Origin of the sequence: Streptomyces platensis (assembly GCF_008704855.1) — a bacterium.
Classification (GTDB): Bacteria; Actinomycetota; Actinomycetes; order Streptomycetales; family Streptomycetaceae; genus Streptomyces; species Streptomyces platensis.
The window spans coordinates 7,257,041-7,272,174 of sequence record NZ_CP023691.1 but is presented as its reverse complement, the minus strand read 5'-3'; the positions used below and the strand labels follow the sequence as shown (position 1 = coordinate 7,272,174).

The following is a 15,134-nucleotide window of genomic DNA, read 5'->3' as shown; positions in this document are numbered from 1 at the left end:
CCGGGCCCCCGCCCGCCGCCAGGACCGCGCAGACCGCCGGAACCACACTCGCCACCAGCGTCATGCTCGCCGCCAGGGCCAGGCCCGCCGCCAGGGCCGCTGCGCCGACGGGACCTCGCCCGTTGCGGAAGGACGCGTCAGGCGCGTACGGCGATGCCGTCCAGCACCATCGAGAGGTACTGGCGGGCGATCTCCTCGGGGCTGTGCTGCCCGCCCGGCCGGTACCAGCTCGCCGCCACCCAGACGGTGTCGCGGACGAAGCGGTAGGTGAGCCGGATGTCGAGGTCCGCGCGGAACGCCCCGTCGGCCACGCCGCGCTCCAGGGTGCCGAGCCAGGCCGTTTTGAACTTCTGCTGGGAGTCGGTGAGGTAGCCGAAACGGGGCTGGGCGGCGAGGTGCTTGGACTCCTTCTGGTAAATGGCGACGGCCGCGCGATGCCGGTCGATCTCCCGAAAGGACTCGGTGACCAGGGCTTCGATGGTCTCCCTGGGACCGAGACCGGCGGCGAGGACGGCGTCGTAGCCGTCCCACAGCTCGGTCAGGAAGCTGGACAGGATCTCGTCCAGCATCGATTCCTTCGAGTCGAAGTGGTAGTAGAGGCTGCCCGCGAGCATGCCGGCTTCGTCCGCGATGCGGCGGACGGTGGTGGCGTTGTAGCCGTGTGCGGCGAAGACGTCCGCCGCGATGGTGAGCAGTTCGCGGCGACGCTCGGGCGAGGCACTCGCGGTCGTCGACTTCTTCTTGGCGGCTGGCACCCGGCCATTGTCACCCTCCGCACCACCCCACTTGTCGCCCGCTCGTCGATCACTTTTCTCCCGCCGGCCGCCGGGACTCCTGCCGTACCCGCCTCCGGCTCGTAGGACGCCCAAGCGGCGTATATTTCACGAGTAAAACACCTGCTAACATTCGCCTCATGGGGAAGCATGGGAAGCCGTCCGGTAAGAGTGCGCACGATGCTCCGGGGAGCGTGGTGCGTGCCCGGCCGCTGCCGGTCCGGAGCGCGGTGCGGCTGCGGCGGCCCGTCGACATCTGGCACAAGCCGGCGCTCAGTGCGCTGGTGGCGCTGGCGATCCCCGACCTCACGCTGTACGCGCTGGGGCGGCTGGATCTGATCCTGTACACCTCGGCGGGGGCGATGTGCGCGCTCTACGCGCACGGTCTGCCGTATGCGGCGCGTGCCCGCACGCTGCCGTGGGTGGTGCTCGGCATGGTCGCCAGCCTCGGCGTCGCGCTGACCGCCGCATCGCTGATCGCCTCGACCGCGCTGCTGGTCGTATGCGCCTCGCTGGTCGCCGCGGCCCATAAGATGGTCTGTGACGCGACGCGTATCGGCCCGCCGGGCAACGTCATCCTGACCTTCATCACCGCCTCGGCGTTCTTCGTGCCGCAGCACCTCGGGCAACTACCTCTGCACCTGGCGCTGGCGTTCGGCACCGGGGTGCTCGCCTGGCTGGTCTGTATGGCTCCGGCGCTGATACGGCCGCAGGGGCCCGAGCGGATCGTGGTCGCCCGCGCGCTGGAGGCCGCCGCGGGGCTGCTGCGTACGGAGGCGGGCACCGGCGGCGCGGCACCGGCCGGGGTGGCGCACGCCCGTCATGCCGCCGCGGCCGCGGTGAACGCCGCCTGGCACACGCTGTTCCTGGTCCCGGCGCGTACCCCGGACACGGCCGCGGCGCGGGCCGGACTCGAACGGCTGCTGGTGCGCGCCGAGTCGGCGTCGGGGAGCACGGGGCTCGCCAGGGGCGTGGCCGCCCCGGGCGCACCGTATGCAGCGGGATTCGCGGGGGCCGAGGCCGAGCGGCTCGGCGGCTGGGCGCGTGAGCTGCGCGGCGGGCGGCCGTTGCCCGAGGTGGCGTTGTCCGCGGCACAGGCCGAGGAGTTGGCGGGTGTCGCCGCGGAGGCGTGGGGGCCGCGGCGGCCCGGGCCCGGTCATCCGCGCGGGGTGCGGGCGGTGCTCGCCCGGTTGGCGCCCGGGGCACCGCTGCTGCCCATCGGCGCGCGGGTCGCCGTGGGGTGTGTACTGGCGGGCTGGGCGTCAATGGCCGTCGGGGTCGGGCATCCGTATTGGGCCGTGGTCACGGCAGCCTCCATCTACCAGGCCAACACCACGCTCTCCTGGCAGCGCGCGCTTCAGCGCACCCTCGGCAATCTGCTCGGGCTGCTCCTCTACACCGCACTGCTGCCGCTGATACACCTCGGACCGCTCGCGATGATCGCGCTCGCGCTGGCCTGTCAGCTCGGCGCGGAGGCCACGATCACCCGTAACTACTGGCTCGGTTCGGTGTGGGTGACCCCGATGGCGCTGCTGCTGACCGAATTCGGCAGTCAGGTGCCGGCGACGACGCTGATCGCCGACCGCTGGCTCGACACCGTGGTGGGGGCGGCGGTGGGGCTGGCCTGCTGTGTCCTGGTCACCAATCGGCGTGCCGCGGATCGTATCGAGGTGGCGCTGGAGCGGGTCGCGGCCGCCGAGGCCGTCGCGTCCCCGCTGCTCCGGGAGGGAGCCGCGACCGGTGTGGACGAGGCCCGGGAAATCGGCTGGGCCCGCGACCGGCTGGCGGGCTGTCTGGTCGAGCTCCGGGAGGCGGTGGAGGTCGCGGCCGGTGAGTGGTGGCAGCGGGCCGTTCCGGAGGAGCGGATCGTCCACGCCGAACAGCGAGGTCACCGGGCGCTGGCCGGTCTCGTCCGGCGGCTCACGGCGCCGGCACTTGCCGCCTGACCCGTGCGCCCGATCGGCACCGTACGGCAGGCACAATGAGGGCGCCGCGCCCTGGGGGCGTACGGCACGGCCGAGAGGAGAGTGCGGGTGACCGAGGACATCGTCGCGGGGGTGCTGCGCCAGTGGCAGCAGGTGCACCCCGGGCTGGACACCGGCCCGATGGCGGTGATCGGGCGGCTCAACCGCTGTTCCGCGCTGCTTCAGCAGGCGGCCGACGCGCCGCTGCGGAGGGCCGGACTCACCAGGCCCGAGTTCGACATCCTCGGCACCCTGCGCCGGATGGACCGCGAGCTGACCCCCGGGCGGGTGGCCCGCGAGACCTTCGCCTCCGGTGCCGCGGTCACCAAACGGGTACGGCAGTTGGAGGAGCGGGGGCTGATCGTCCGCCGCCCCGACGGCCGGGACCGCCGCGTCAGCCATCTCTCGCTCTCCGACGAAGGACGCGACACCATCGACCGGCTGCTGCCCGAACAGCTACGGTACGAGGCGTCGCTGCTGGCCGGCATCGGCGCCGAGCGGCAGGAGGAACTCTCCACGGGGCTGGGCGAGTTGCTGGTGGTCCTGGAGGGACGGCTCGGCAGCCTGCTGGACTGAGGCCTACGGGCCGTGGGCAGGCGGGGCAGGCAGCGAGCGACCGGCCGGAGCGGCGGGCGCGCCGAGCACGGCACGCCCTGGCAGAGCGGGCCTGCCGACGGACGCACCACCCCGGTAGAGGGCCCGCCCAGGGACGCATGCCCCCACACAATGCACGCGCGGCCGCGACCACCCCGACCCTCACCACTCCAGTCGGGCGAGCCTCCCCTTCTCGCCCGCGGCCCAGCAGCCCAGGTCGGGGGCGCAGTCGACGGTGTCGTACGAGCCGGTGTCGAAGGTGTGCCAGGTGTGGCCGCCGTCGAGTGTCAGATCGCTGCCGGTCGGGCCGACCGCCAGGGCGAGGTGGCGGGAGTTCGGGAGCCAGGCGGCGCCGGAGCGGTACGCCTTCGGGGGTGCGGCGGCCGGTGTCCAGGTGGCGCCGGCGTCGGCGCTGACCGCGGCGGCGTGCGGGGAGGGCTGGTCGGGGCGGTAGTCGCCGCCGACCGCGAGGGCGTGGCCGCGGTCGCGGACGGCGAGGGCGAAGATGCCGCGCGCCGGGTCGCCCGCGGGCAGCGGGGTGTCGGTGACGGTCCAGGTGCGGCCGCGGTCGGCGGTGTGCAGGACGCGGGCGGTGGCCGCGCCGCCGGTCGCGATCCAGGCGTCGCGGCTGCCGGAGGAGACCAGGCACTGGCCACTGGCGGCGAATGCGGCCTCGCCCTGCTGGGCCGGTGGCATACCGTCCGATGGCAGGACCCGCCAACTGCGGCCGCCGTCCCCGGTGGACAGGATGCGGTACTTGCCGTCCACGGGGTCGCTGAGCGCGATGCCGTGCCGCCGGTCGAAGAAGGTCAGGCAGTCGTAGAAGGCACGGGGGTCGGGGTTGCGGAAGCTTTCGGTCCAGGTGGCGCCCGCGTCATCGGTGCGGAAGACCCGCGAGGCCGCACCCTCGCCGATCGCGAGGACGACCGCGCGGCGCGCATCGAGCGCCTCGATGTCGCGGAACTCCAGTGCGTCGGCACCGGGTGGGGAGATGTTGCGCCAGTGCTTGCCGCCGTCCCGGGTGCGCAGCACGGTACCGCCGGTGCCCGCGACCCAGGCGGTCGTACGGCTGACGGCGGCCAGACCGCGGAAGCGGGCGGTGCTGCCGCTGTCCTTGAGCCGCCAGCCGGCGTGCGGGGTGGTGAACGAAGCCGCCGTCAGCGGATCACGGGCCGAGGTGGGCGTGGTCGCAGGCGAGGCCGCGGCGGACGTCATCGCGTAGGAGGCGGGGGAAGAGGTCGCGTCCACGGGGGCGTTCGCCGGCCGGGCCACGGCTACGGAGCCGGCCGCGAGCATGGCGAGGGCCGCCGCACCAGCGGTGAGCGCCGCCCGGCGTCCGACACCGCGTGGACGCGGCCCCCGCCCCTTCCGCTGCTCTGAGCCCAGATACAACAAACGTCCCGTGCGCCGCATTTCGCCCCACCCCGCTCTGGTTTTGGGCTGGAAGCTAGCCCAGCCCGAGCGCCCCGTCCAGACCGCCGCCCGGCGCCGCCGGTGACCTCCCCCGTCACTGCCCGCACCCACCGGTGAGCCCTCGGTGGCCGTGCGGTCGTGACCGAGGCGCACCCGTACGCCTGACGGCTCGTCAAGTTGAGCCCCGGGAGGCCGGTCGCGAGTATCGGGCGGCCAACAAAGAGGGCAAATACGTACATTCAAAGGCCCGTGACGCAGGTCACGTAGGAATCCAATGCACCTGGCGCGATGGCCCGCGCGTCTTAGTGGTCGAAGACTCAAATGAACCGCACCGAACACAAGGGAGCCGGCGATGTCCAGCGTCATCGACCAAGCCGTTCAGGCCCGTCTCATCGCGACCGCTCCACGGTCGCAGGTGATCCCGGCGAGCCTGCGTTACGACCGCGCCGACCCCTTCGCGGTGCGGCTGGTCTTTCCGCCGGCCGCTTCGCTGGACGGGGCGGAGGTGACCTGGACGTTCGGGCGCGAACTGCTGGAGGAGGGCCTGTGCGGGCCCGCCGGGGCGGGCGACGTACAGATCTGGCCGTACGACGCCGATGCGGTGGTGGTGGAGTTCCACGCCGCCGGCGGTATGGCGGTGGTGCAGTTCGAGACGCAGGAGCTGAGAGCGTTTCTGACGCTGTCGTACGAGCTGGTCGCGCAGGGCGATGAAGCGCGGCACCTGGACGTCGAGGGCGATCTCGCCGCCCTGTTGCGCGAGGCGTGAACCACACCCCGTCGGCGCCGGAGCCCGACCGGAGTTCCGGCACCCCATCGCGCCGCACCGCCCCTCGCGAACTGACCCTCACGAACTGACCCTTCACCTGTGGCATGCCCCGGCGTTCGGCATGCCCACCCGCCGAAAGGCATCCCGTCCCGCTGTCACCGCACACTCCCCCCGGTCGTCACCACCCGCCCCGCCCCGGTTTCCGGCGGCCGCTCCGCTCCGAAGAGATTCGCCAGGTGCAGGTCCACCAGCCGTAGCGCGGTCTCGGGGGTGTGCACCTCCAGCAGGACGTAGGTGGCGAGCCCGTCGGCCGCGCTGATCAGCAGCATCGCCTCGTCCTCGTTGGCGCGCTCCGGTGGCAGTTCGCCGCGGTCCGCGGCCAGCCGCAGCTGGTCGGCGAAGAAGGCGCGGAGCCGGGGGATGCCGTCCTCGGCCTCGGCGCGCAGGGCCTCGTCATGGACGGCGCGGGCGTAGTACGCGGCGCCGACCAGCAGCCCGATGCGGCTCCTGTCGTCCAGCGGCAGCATGCCCGACAGACAGGCGCGCAGCACCTCACGGGGCGTCGGCTCCTCGGTCAGCGCCTCGATGCGCTCCCTGATCCGGTCCCCGGCAAGCCGGTTGATGTACCGGAGGGCGAAGAGCAGCATCTCGTCCCTGGTGCGGAAGTAGTGCTGTAGCCGGCCCAGTGAGATACCGGCCTCCGCGGCGACATCGCGCAGACTCGCCCCGTCCAGCCCACGGGTGCCGGCGATCCGGCACAACGCCTCGGAGATCTCCTGGCGTCTGGCTTCGTGGTCCACCTTCTTGGGCACGGATGACCTCCCTCGTACGGTGCGCGGTTCCTCGCGCGCGGGGTCGCTTCCGGGTACCGGGCCCGCTTTTACAAGTCGCTTGTACCGTTATAACGTATCGCTACTCAATACGCTTGACTTGGAAACCGGTGACCCTGATGCCTGAGCACGCCGCCCCGCTGCTTCGACCACCCCGCCACCGCGTCGATCCCCGGGCCCGCCGCTGGTGGACACTCCAGGCGCTGCTGACGCTCAGTGGCCCGATGCTGCTCACCGCGCTCACCATGGCGGTCCTGTCCCTGCTCTTCTTCCCGGGCGCGCTGCCCTGGCTCGGCCCGTTGCTGCTGGTCGTGCTGGTGCTGCCGGCCCTCGGCTATCTCCTGGTGATGCCGCGGTGGCGGTATGCGGTGCACGCCTGGGAGCTGGGCGGCCGGGCGGTCTACGCGGCGGGCGGCTGGTTCTGGCAGAAGCGGCGGATCGCGCCGCTGAGCCGGGTGCAGACGGTCGACACCGTGCGCGGGCCGCTCCAGCGGCGGTACGGGCTGGCGACGGTGACCGTCACCACCGCCTCGACCGCGGGCGACATCAAGATCGCCGGACTGTCCGACGCGGACGCCGAGGAGCTGTCCCGGCGGATCGGTGAGGCTGCGCAGGACGTACCGGGTGATGCCGCATGAGCACGCCTCGGGAGCCCGGCACAGACACCGGCACGTCCGCCGGGTCCGGGCCCGCCGCCCCGCCCGACGCCCCCTTCGAGGAGACGCCGTGGCGGCGGCTGGACCCGCGCACCCTTCTGGTGCACTGCGGCTGGATGGCGGCACCGCTCGGTTCGCTGGCACTGACGGCGCTGGCCACCGGCGGCCGGATCAACACCGAGGCCTGGATCACGCTCGCCGCGATCTCGGCCTCGTTCGCCGTCCTCACCACGCTCGGCCTGATCCGGTGGGCGCGTACGGAGTTCCGTATCACCATTCCCCGCCGCGGCGAGGGAGCGGGCGGCGCCTCCCCCACCTTCGATGTGCGCAGCGGGCTGCTGACCCGGCGGCTGCGCAGCGTGCCGCTGCACCGGATACGCACCGTCGATCTGACCGCGACGCCGGTGCACCGGGTACTGGGCGTCACCGTGCTGCGGGCCGGTACGGCCGGCTCGGGGGACGGCAGCAGCGAGCTGTCCCTGGAGGCGCTCACGGTGCCCGAAGCCGAGCGGCTGCGCACCGAGCTGCTCGCCTACGCCGATGCCGAGGCGATCGCGAACGACCCGGTGGTGGCCCGCATCAACTGGCGCTGGCTGCGCTATGCGCCGCTCACCTTCTGGGTCATCGGCGGGGTCTTCGTGGCGGCCGGAGGCGCCTACCGCGCCCTGGACGGCATCGGCATCGAGGCCTGGAAACTCGGCTTCGTCCAGCGGGCGTTCACGGAATTCGGTGCCGGTGCGCTCTGGCTGACGATCCCGGCGGCGCTGGTGGTCATCCTCGCCCTCGGTTCGGTCGGCGCGGTCGTCCTGTACGTCGAGAACTGGTGGAGCTACTGCCTGGAGTGGACCGACTCGCGCACGCTCCGGGTGCGCCGCGGGCTGCTCACCACCCGTGCGGTCACCATCGAACGGGCCCGGCTGCGCGGAGTGGTGCTGCGCGAACCGCTGCTGCTGCGGGCCGGCGGCGGCGCACTGGTGCGCGCAGTGGCGGGCGGTCTGGGCAACCGCGAGGAGAACCGCAAGCGCAGCGGGCTGCTGCCGCCGGCGCCCCGCGCGGAGGCACTGCGGGTGGCCGGTGGCACCCTGCGCTCACCCTTCCCGGGAAGCGCGGCGCCCGCGGCGCTGACACCGCACCCCCGGGTCGCGCTGCGCCGGCGGCGGGTGCGCGGTCTGCTGTTCGTGGTCCTGCCGGGCACCGCCGTGCTCGCCGGTCTCGGCGCGGCGTTCACTCCCGTCCTGCTGCACTGCGCCTGGATCTACGCACTGGTCACCACGGCGCTGTCACTGTGGCTGGCCCGGGACGCGTACCGCAGTCTGGGGCACGGTCTGGACGGCCCGTATCTGGTCGCCCGCTCGGGCACCTTCAGCCGCGACACCGTCGCCCTCCAGCGCGACGCCATCGCCGCCTGGACGTTCTCGACCTCGCCGTTCACCCGCCGGGCCGGGCTCGTCACGCTCACCGCGGCGGTCGCGGCGGGCGACGACGGCTACCGCATCCCGGACCTCCCGGCCACCGACGCCCCCGGCTTCGCCACGACGGCGGCCCCGGGAATCCTGGAAGAGTTCCTGGTCCACCCCGGACCGACCCCCGGACCGGCCCCCGTTCCGGGACAGCGATCGCGGTAAGGGGGCGGTCGTCACAGGAACGCCCGGCATCTGCCGGGCAGTTGGACCACCGGGGCGACCACCACCTCCGGGCGGCAGCCGGGTCAGCTGGCCCACTCCCGCCCGGAGGCGGCGTGACCTGCACACACGCCTGGACGCGGCATGAAACCGCCGGCACCGCAACATGAGATACCTCACACTCATGTCGCGTGCACGGCGAGGCTGGGCACACCGTCCTACTGGACGAGCCTTTGCCCATGATCCGACAGCCGTGAGGGAGCAGCGCGATGGACCCCGTCATCGACCAAGCCGTCCAGGTCCGCCTCATCGCCACCACCTCCGGCCCGCACGCGGTACCCGCGGTACTGCACTATCAGCCCAGCGACCCGCTGGCCGTACGGATGTCCTTCCCGCCGGAGATCTCGCTGGACGGCTCGGCGGTGGACTGGGCGTTCGCCCGCGAACTGCTCGACGAGGGGCTGCGGGTGCCGGCCGGGCGGGGCGATGTGCGGGTGCGGCCGTCCGGCCCGGACCGCACGGTGATGGAGTTCCACGCGGACGAGGGCGTCGCCATGGTCCAGTTGAGGACCGCGGACGTACGGCAGTTCCTCACCCGCTCCTACGCGGCCGTGCCCGCCGGTGCCGAGCCGGCCTACCTCGGTCTGGAGCGCGGCCTCGCGGAGTTGTTCGGCGCGGCATAAGGCGGTGCGAGGGGGCGGCGGCACCGTCGCCCCCCCAAACGTCAATCAGGGCGGCCCGAAGGCCGCCCTGATCCATCCGCCACGCATCAGCGCTTCGGGAACCCGAATCCGTAGCCCTGCTGCTTCATCCACGGCAGCAGCCGCTCCAGCGATTCGACGGTCCGGGAGCGGTCGCCGCCGCCGTCGTGGAACAGGACCGTCGGGCCGTTGGAGAGTTCGGCGCGCACCGTGGCGTCGATCATGTCGACGGTGCCGCCCTCGAAGTCCTTGCTGTCGACGTTCCAGCCCAGCGGTCGCATGCCGTGGTCCGCGGCCAGCTTGCGGCTGTAGGGCGTGAAGGCGCCGCCGGGGGCACGGTAGTACTCGACCTGTGCGCCGCCCGCCGCGTTCTCGATCATCTGCTGTGCGTCGAGTATCTGCCGCGACTGGAAGCTCTCGGACTTGTGATTCATCCCGGTGTCGTGGTCGAGGGTGTGGTCGCACAGCTTGTGGCCCGCGGCCACCACCTGCTTGACCAGGTCCGGGTGCGCCTTGGCCTGCGGGCCGATCATGCAGAAGACCGCTTTGACGTTCTGCTTCTTGAGGACCTCCAGCACCTTCGGGGTCCAGGTCGGGTCCGGGCCGTCGTCGATGGTGATGTTCAGGCTGCGGCCGGGGCGGTCCGAGGCGTGCACGATCGAGGGGTCGACCGGTGCGGCACCGGACGCCTTCTTGGGTTGTTTGGCGGCGTCCGCCGCGCTGGAGTCCGTACCGGCTCCGGAGAAGACGAGCGTCCCCGCTGCTGCGAGCGCCACAACAGCCGCCGCGGCCACCCCGATGATGCCGCTCTCTTTACCGAAGCCCCGTGCCATCCCGATCCCGTCCCTCTTACCTGCGTGTGCGGTCCGACGGCGGTGGGTGCTGCATCCGCACCGCCCTGCACCACGGAAGATGCGTCAGAGATCGAGAAGGCTGCTCCTGTTACGGATCCATCATGAAACTTATTGATACTGGTCCCATGCCACGTGTACTTCTGATCGAGGACGACGCCGCCGTACGGGACGGAGTGACCCTCGCGCTGCGGCGGCGCGGTCATGAAGTGGCCGCCGCGGCCAGCGGCGAGGAGGGCCTGGACGTCCTGCCGGGCTTCCGGCCGGACATCGTGCTGCTGGATCTGATGCTCCCCGGCAAGGACGGCTTCGAGGTCTGCCGGCTGATCCGCGCCGAGCGGCAGCTGCCGATCATCATGCTCACCGCCCGCGGCGACGACCTCGATGTGGTGCTCGGACTGGAGGCCGGGGCCGACGACTACATCGTCAAGCCGGCCCGCGGTGAGGTCCTCGAAGCCCGCATCCGTGCAGTATTGCGCCGTACCGCGCTGCCGGCCGAGGGCGCACCGGCCGCCGCCGAGCCGGGCCCCGCCCCGGTGGAGACGTACGGCGAACTGGCCATAGACCGCGCCGGCCTGGTGGTCGGCAAGGGCGGCCAGGACCTGGCGCTGGCCCCCTCGGAGATGAAGCTGCTGCTGTTCCTGTCCGCCACCCCGGGACAGGTCTTCAGCCGCCAGCAGCTGCTGGAGCAGGTGTGGGAGCACAGCTACCACGGCGATGCGCGGCTGGTCGACGCCTGTGTCATGCGGCTGCGGACGAAGATAGAGGACACCCCGCGCAGCCCCCGTTACGTCCAGACCGTGCGCGGTTTCGGCTACCGTTTCGGGCCCCTGTGAAGCGCCCCCGCCGCTGGACGGACCTCCCCCGCCTCGGGCGCGGGAACCCCCAGCTGCTGCGTGGGCTGCGGGCCCGGCTCGTGGTGGGATTCCTGGTGGTGGCCGCCGTCAGTGCGCTGACCACCGCGCTGCTGACCTACCAGGAGGCGCGTAACGCGATCCTCCAGCGCTCCCAGGACATCGCCGTCAACGATCTGCGGGCGCAGGTCAATTCGCTGGCTCCCGAGCTCCCGGTGCCGCCGTCGCAGGCCGATCTGGATTCTTTCCGGGTCCAGCTGGAGCGTTCCGGGAAGTCCCGGGAATGGGATATTTCGGTGCATTACAGCGGTGTGCGGGACAGCGGCGACGGGAGTCTGCGCGGCGATGTCGTGATACCGGCCGGCCTCAAGGGGTCGGTGGAGAAGCGCCATGTGCCGGCCTTCCAGCGGGTGGACCGCGGCGGGGACCCGTGGCTGCTGATCGGGATGCCGGTGCGGCAGACCGACGGCAAGGCCTCCGCGCTGTCCGTCTATGCCCAGCTTCCGCTGAGCGCCGAGGAGTCCAATGTCGAGGCGCTGGTGAGCGCCGCCCAGCGGGGTGCGCTGCCGGTGCTGGTACTGACCGTGATCCCGGCGCTGCTCGCCGCGCGCGGGGTGCTCCGGCCGGTACGGGGGCTGCGGCAGGCCGCCGGGCGGATCGCCGAGGGCAAGCTGGACACCCGGCTGGAGGTCAAGGGCGCCGATGAACTCGCCGATCTGTCCCGGACGTTCAACGACATGGCGGCCCGGCTGGAGGAGAGCATGGCCGAGCTGCGCCGGCTGGAGTCCAACGCCCGGCGGTTCGCGGCCGATGTCTCGCACGAGCTGCGGACGCCGCTCGCGGCGATGACCGCGGTCACCGACGTGCTCGACGAGGACGCCGACTCCCTCGACCCCGACACCGCCTCCGCCGTCCGGCTGATCAGCCAGGAGACCGGGAAGCTGGCGCGGATGGTGGAGGATCTGATGGAGGTCTCGCGGTTCGACGCGGGAGCCGCGGCGCTGCATCTCGACGAGGTGGACGTCGCCGAGACCATCCGCAAGACCCTTCAGGCCAGGGCCTGGCAGAAGCGGGTGACGGCGGAGCTGCCGGCCGGCGTACGGGCCCGGCTCGATCCGCGGCGGCTCGATGTGGTGGTCGCCAACCTGGTCGGCAATGCCCTGCACCACGGCGGCGAGCCGGTCCGGGTGCGGCTGCACACCCCGGAGCCGGGCGCGGACCGGCTGCTGATCGAGATCTCCGACAGCGGGCCCGGTATCGACCCCGAGGTCCTGCCGCATGTCTTCGAGCGCTTCTACAAGGCGGACTCCGCCCGCGCCCGCTCGGAGGGCAGCGGCCTGGGTCTGGCCATCGCGATGGAGAACGTACGGCTGCACGGCGGCGTCATGCGCGCGGCCAACTCCCCGGAGGCCGGTGCGGTGTTCACGGTGGATCTGCCGTTGCGCCAGGGCGAGACCGCCGGGGCGGCGGCCGGGGAGGCGGACGGCCCGCCGGACGGCGCCTGGGCGGCCGGGGAGACCGCGGACGACAACCCGGACGGCGCACGTCCCGAAGCCGGAAAAGAGAACCTCGTATGAGCGCCATGAACGCCCTGAAGGCCCTGCGTACGGTGCGGGCCCGGCGGCTCGTCCTGGGCGGTGCCCTCACCGGGGCGCTGGCGGCCGCGCTGTCCGGGGCGCTGGCCGGCTGCGGTATCGCGCCCACCGATGTCATCGACGCCGGTGAACCCGCCAGTGGCATGAAGTCGCCGGGCCAGCCCGAGGCCGATGTCCAGCTGTTCTTCTACGGGCCGTCCGGGCTGCGCTCCGCGACCCGGCCGGCGAAGACGCCGGTCGACCCGGACACGGCCCTCCAGCTGCTCATGAAGGGCCCGAACCACGCGGAGCGGATGCGCGGCCTGACCAGTGTGCTGCCGAAGTTCCTCGGCCTGCCGTCCGCCGAGACCCGCGAGGGCGCCGTGGTGATCAACGTGCGGGTGGGCGTCGAGCTGCTGGACTCCGCCTCGCTGAACCAGCTGGTGTGCACCGCGGCCAACGCCCGGGTGCCGGGGGACAAGCCGGCGGGGCAGGTCGCCGTGATGATCGTGGGCAAGGCCGGCCGGGTCGGCCCGATGGTGTGCGGCGGCAACAACGCCTTCCCCGTCGTCGAGCCGAGCCCGACCCCCACCGCGCCGTCCGCTACGCAGCGGCCGGACACGGGTGATTCCGGCACCGGCGGGTCCGCCGCGGAGCCGGACCCGACCGGCTGAACCGCCAGGGACCGCCCCTCACAGCCCGGCGCCGCGCTACCGTGAAAGCAGGCAGCCACCTGCCCGCACACGTCCGGAGAAGAGCGGCCGACCGGCCCTGAACCCTCGGGAGACGCACGCGATGACCGAGCGCAAACCCCCCGGTGTCACCTTCGAGAGCTGGATCGACAAGCAGATCCGCGAGGCGACCGAGCGCGGCGACTTCGCCGGCCTCCCGGGCGCCGGGAAACCCCTCCCCCACCTCGATCAGCCGTATGACGAGATGTGGTGGATCAAGGACAAGATGAGCCGGGAGCACCTCTCCTACCTGCCGCCGAGCCTCGCCCTGCGCAAGGAGGCGGAGGACGCCCTGGAGGCCGCGGCCGCCGCTCCCACCGAGACGGCCCTGCGCCGCATCCTGACGCCGCTCAATGAGCGCATCCGCGCGGCGCTGCGCACCCCGCTCGAAGGCCCTCCGCTGAACCTCGTACCGTTCGATATCGACGAGGTGGCCCGTAAGTGGCGGGAGCAGCACGGGAGTTGACGAGGACGGACTCTTGCCCGGCTCACGGCCCGACGGGGCCCAGCCGTACCCGCAGGAACCGCGGCCGGTACAGGTCCACATCGCCGTTGAGGCGGGAATCGGCCGGGACGCCGGGCGGGCCGAGCCAGTTGATGTCGTAGCTGAGCAGCAATGCGCCGTCGGCGGTGAATTCGGGGTGCGCCTGCGGGTTGTAGACCGCGAGGTGCTGGGGGTCGGCGGCCGGTGGGCGGGGCGGGGTGAGCCGGCCGTTCGGCCCGTGCCAGGGGCCGCGGGGTGAGCAGGACCAGTAGCTGGTGAGGGCCCGCATCCCGGCCGTGCCGCCGCCCCCGGTGTCCATGGTGATCAGCACCCAGGCGGGGCCGTCGCGGACGACGGTGAAGGCGGTGCCGACGCCGCGCGGCCCGCCGTCCCGCAGCACCGGGCGGGCCCGCCCGGCCCGCCGCTGCCACTGGGCGCCGTCCCAGAACCGCCAGCTTCCGCGGTCCCCGAGCCGCCCGGCCGGAACCCGTGCGAGATAAGCGCTGGAGGCGGGTGCCGACGGCGGGTCGTCGCTGCCGAAGACATAGGTCCAGCCGCCGTCGCGGACCGCCGCCGCGCCGTAGAGAACGCGCCGGCCCGGGTCGGCGGAGGTCGGAGCGACGGCCTCGGTGATGCCTTCCAGGCGCAGGCCGGGGAGGGAGAGCGTGGCGACCTCGGTGCTGTGCGGCATGCCGAAGATCCACGGTCCGGTGCCGGGGACGCGGTTCCACAGCAGGACACGGACCACTTTCCGGTCCGATCCCGGCCCGCGGGGCTCCACGCTCGCGCGGACCGGCCAGCGCCAGCCGCCGCCGGGCGGGTCGGGGAAGAACGGTCCGGGGGCGGCCGCGGCCCCGCCGGTCAGGGTGCGCTCCAGCCGGCCCGAACGGGACATCACCACGGCGGAGTTGTGCCGCAGGAACGGGGTGCCGCCGGTGTCGGCGGTGCGCCAACGGCGGTGCCCCCCTTGCGGATTGGGCGGTTCCTGGATCCGGTCGAGGAAGGTGTCGGAGAAGAGCCAGAGCGTCCGGCCGTCGGGCAGACGCACCGCGTGGGTGCCGTCACCGCCGGTCCAGTCGTCGACCCGGGCGTTGTCATTGCCGTATCGGGCGAATTCTGCGGTATGCCGGGAATCGGGGGTCCAGGAGGCGATCCGGCGTCCGCAGGTGGCGGCGTGGCCGGGGGCGGCGGTCCGCGGCAGCACCCAGACGAGCGCGGCGACGGCCAGCAGCAACGTGGCGACGGTCACGGTGCGGGTCAACGGCGCCTTGGGCATCGCGCTCCTCGGTCGGGTGCCGCGCCCACCGTACTGAACCTGCGC

At 72.8% G+C, this 15,134-nt stretch carries 15 protein-coding genes; 10 read left to right on the top strand and 5 right to left on the bottom strand.

The annotated features are described in order from the left end of the window. Positions 1-137 precede the first annotated feature (137 nt). Positions 138-755, bottom strand: a complete 618-nt coding sequence (locus tag CP981_RS32155) for a TetR/AcrR family transcriptional regulator (RefSeq protein WP_085922590.1) — start codon at positions 753-755, stop codon at positions 138-140. A gap of 158 nt (positions 756-913) precedes the next feature. On the opposite strand from CP981_RS32155, the gene CP981_RS32150 reads away from it, so the two are divergent. Then, on the top strand, positions 914-2,719 hold the full coding sequence (locus CP981_RS32150) for an FUSC family protein (protein ID WP_085922591.1): 1,806 nt from the start codon (positions 914-916) through the stop codon (positions 2,717-2,719). Positions 2,720-2,806: 87 nt separating this feature from the next. Then, positions 2,807-3,313 (top strand): MarR family winged helix-turn-helix transcriptional regulator, encoded by a 507-nt coding sequence (locus CP981_RS32145; protein WP_085922592.1) that lies wholly within the window; start codon positions 2,807-2,809, stop codon positions 3,311-3,313. 180 nt (positions 3,314-3,493) lie between these two features. On the opposite strand, the gene CP981_RS32140 is transcribed toward CP981_RS32145, so the two are convergent. Then, positions 3,494-4,627 carry a beta propeller repeat protein gene (locus tag CP981_RS32140; RefSeq protein ID WP_107429488.1) on the bottom strand — a complete coding sequence of 378 codons (1,134 nt, stop codon included), beginning with the start codon at positions 4,625-4,627 and terminating at the stop codon, positions 3,494-3,496. Positions 4,628-5,096: 469 nt separating this feature from the next. Here CP981_RS32140 and ssgD (CP981_RS32135) point away from each other — a divergent pair, with 469 nt between their 5' ends. Beyond that, the gene (gene ssgD / locus CP981_RS32135) at positions 5,097-5,510 is read left to right on the top strand and encodes a spore wall synthesis regulator SsgD (RefSeq protein WP_085922593.1); all 414 of its coding nucleotides are present in this window, start codon (positions 5,097-5,099) and stop codon (positions 5,508-5,510) included. A gap of 155 nt (positions 5,511-5,665) precedes the next feature. Here the strand turns inward: ssgD (CP981_RS32135) and CP981_RS32130 are convergent, their stop codons facing one another. Then, positions 5,666-6,322 carry a TetR/AcrR family transcriptional regulator gene (locus CP981_RS32130; protein WP_085922594.1) on the bottom strand — a complete coding sequence of 219 codons (657 nt, stop codon included), beginning with the start codon at positions 6,320-6,322 and terminating at the stop codon, positions 5,666-5,668. A 137-nt stretch (positions 6,323-6,459) separates the two neighbouring features. On the opposite strand from CP981_RS32130, the gene CP981_RS32125 reads away from it, so the two are divergent. From CP981_RS32125 to ssgD (CP981_RS32115), 3 genes are all read left to right on the top strand, one after another. Beyond that, positions 6,460-6,978, top strand: coding sequence for a PH domain-containing protein (locus CP981_RS32125; protein WP_085922768.1), 519 nt, complete (start codon positions 6,460-6,462; stop codon positions 6,976-6,978). Then, positions 6,975-8,621 carry a PH domain-containing protein gene (locus tag CP981_RS32120; protein WP_085922595.1) on the top strand — a complete coding sequence of 549 codons (1,647 nt, stop codon included), beginning with the start codon at positions 6,975-6,977 and terminating at the stop codon, positions 8,619-8,621. Before CP981_RS32125 ends, CP981_RS32120 begins: the two co-directional genes overlap by 4 nt. A gap of 266 nt (positions 8,622-8,887) precedes the next feature. Beyond that, a complete protein-coding gene (ssgD, locus tag CP981_RS32115; RefSeq protein WP_085922596.1) occupies positions 8,888-9,301 on the top strand; it encodes a spore wall synthesis regulator SsgD in 414 nt (137 codons plus the stop codon). Between the two features lie 86 nt (positions 9,302-9,387). Here the strand turns inward: ssgD (CP981_RS32115) and CP981_RS32110 are convergent, their stop codons facing one another. Continuing rightward, complete coding sequence (locus CP981_RS32110; protein ID WP_085922597.1) at positions 9,388-10,152, bottom strand: polysaccharide deacetylase family protein; 765 nt, start codon at positions 10,150-10,152, stop codon at positions 9,388-9,390. 146 nt (positions 10,153-10,298) lie between these two features. Between CP981_RS32110 and CP981_RS32105 the strand changes: the two genes are divergently transcribed. The 4 genes from CP981_RS32105 (at position 10,299) to CP981_RS32090 (ending at position 13,795) form a co-directional block, all read left to right on the top strand. Continuing rightward, complete coding sequence (locus CP981_RS32105; protein ID WP_085922598.1) at positions 10,299-11,006, top strand: response regulator transcription factor; 708 nt, start codon at positions 10,299-10,301, stop codon at positions 11,004-11,006. Then, positions 11,003-12,601, top strand: coding sequence for a sensor histidine kinase (locus CP981_RS32100; protein ID WP_244329882.1), 1,599 nt, complete (start codon positions 11,003-11,005; stop codon positions 12,599-12,601). The genes CP981_RS32105 and CP981_RS32100 overlap by 4 nt, the downstream gene beginning before the upstream one ends. Continuing rightward, positions 12,598-13,272: a hypothetical protein gene (locus tag CP981_RS32095; protein WP_244329881.1), complete on the top strand. Its 675-nt coding sequence runs from the start codon at positions 12,598-12,600 to the stop codon at positions 13,270-13,272. The genes CP981_RS32100 and CP981_RS32095 overlap by 4 nt, the downstream gene beginning before the upstream one ends. Positions 13,273-13,393: 121 nt before the next feature. After that, complete coding sequence (locus CP981_RS32090; protein WP_085922599.1) at positions 13,394-13,795, top strand: DnaJ family domain-containing protein; 402 nt, start codon at positions 13,394-13,396, stop codon at positions 13,793-13,795. A gap of 22 nt (positions 13,796-13,817) precedes the next feature. On the opposite strand, the gene CP981_RS32085 is transcribed toward CP981_RS32090, so the two are convergent. Further along, entirely contained in the window at positions 13,818-15,089 is a 1,272-nt protein-coding gene (locus tag CP981_RS32085) for a DUF4185 domain-containing protein (protein WP_085922600.1), read from the bottom strand. Positions 15,090-15,134 lie beyond the last annotated feature (45 nt).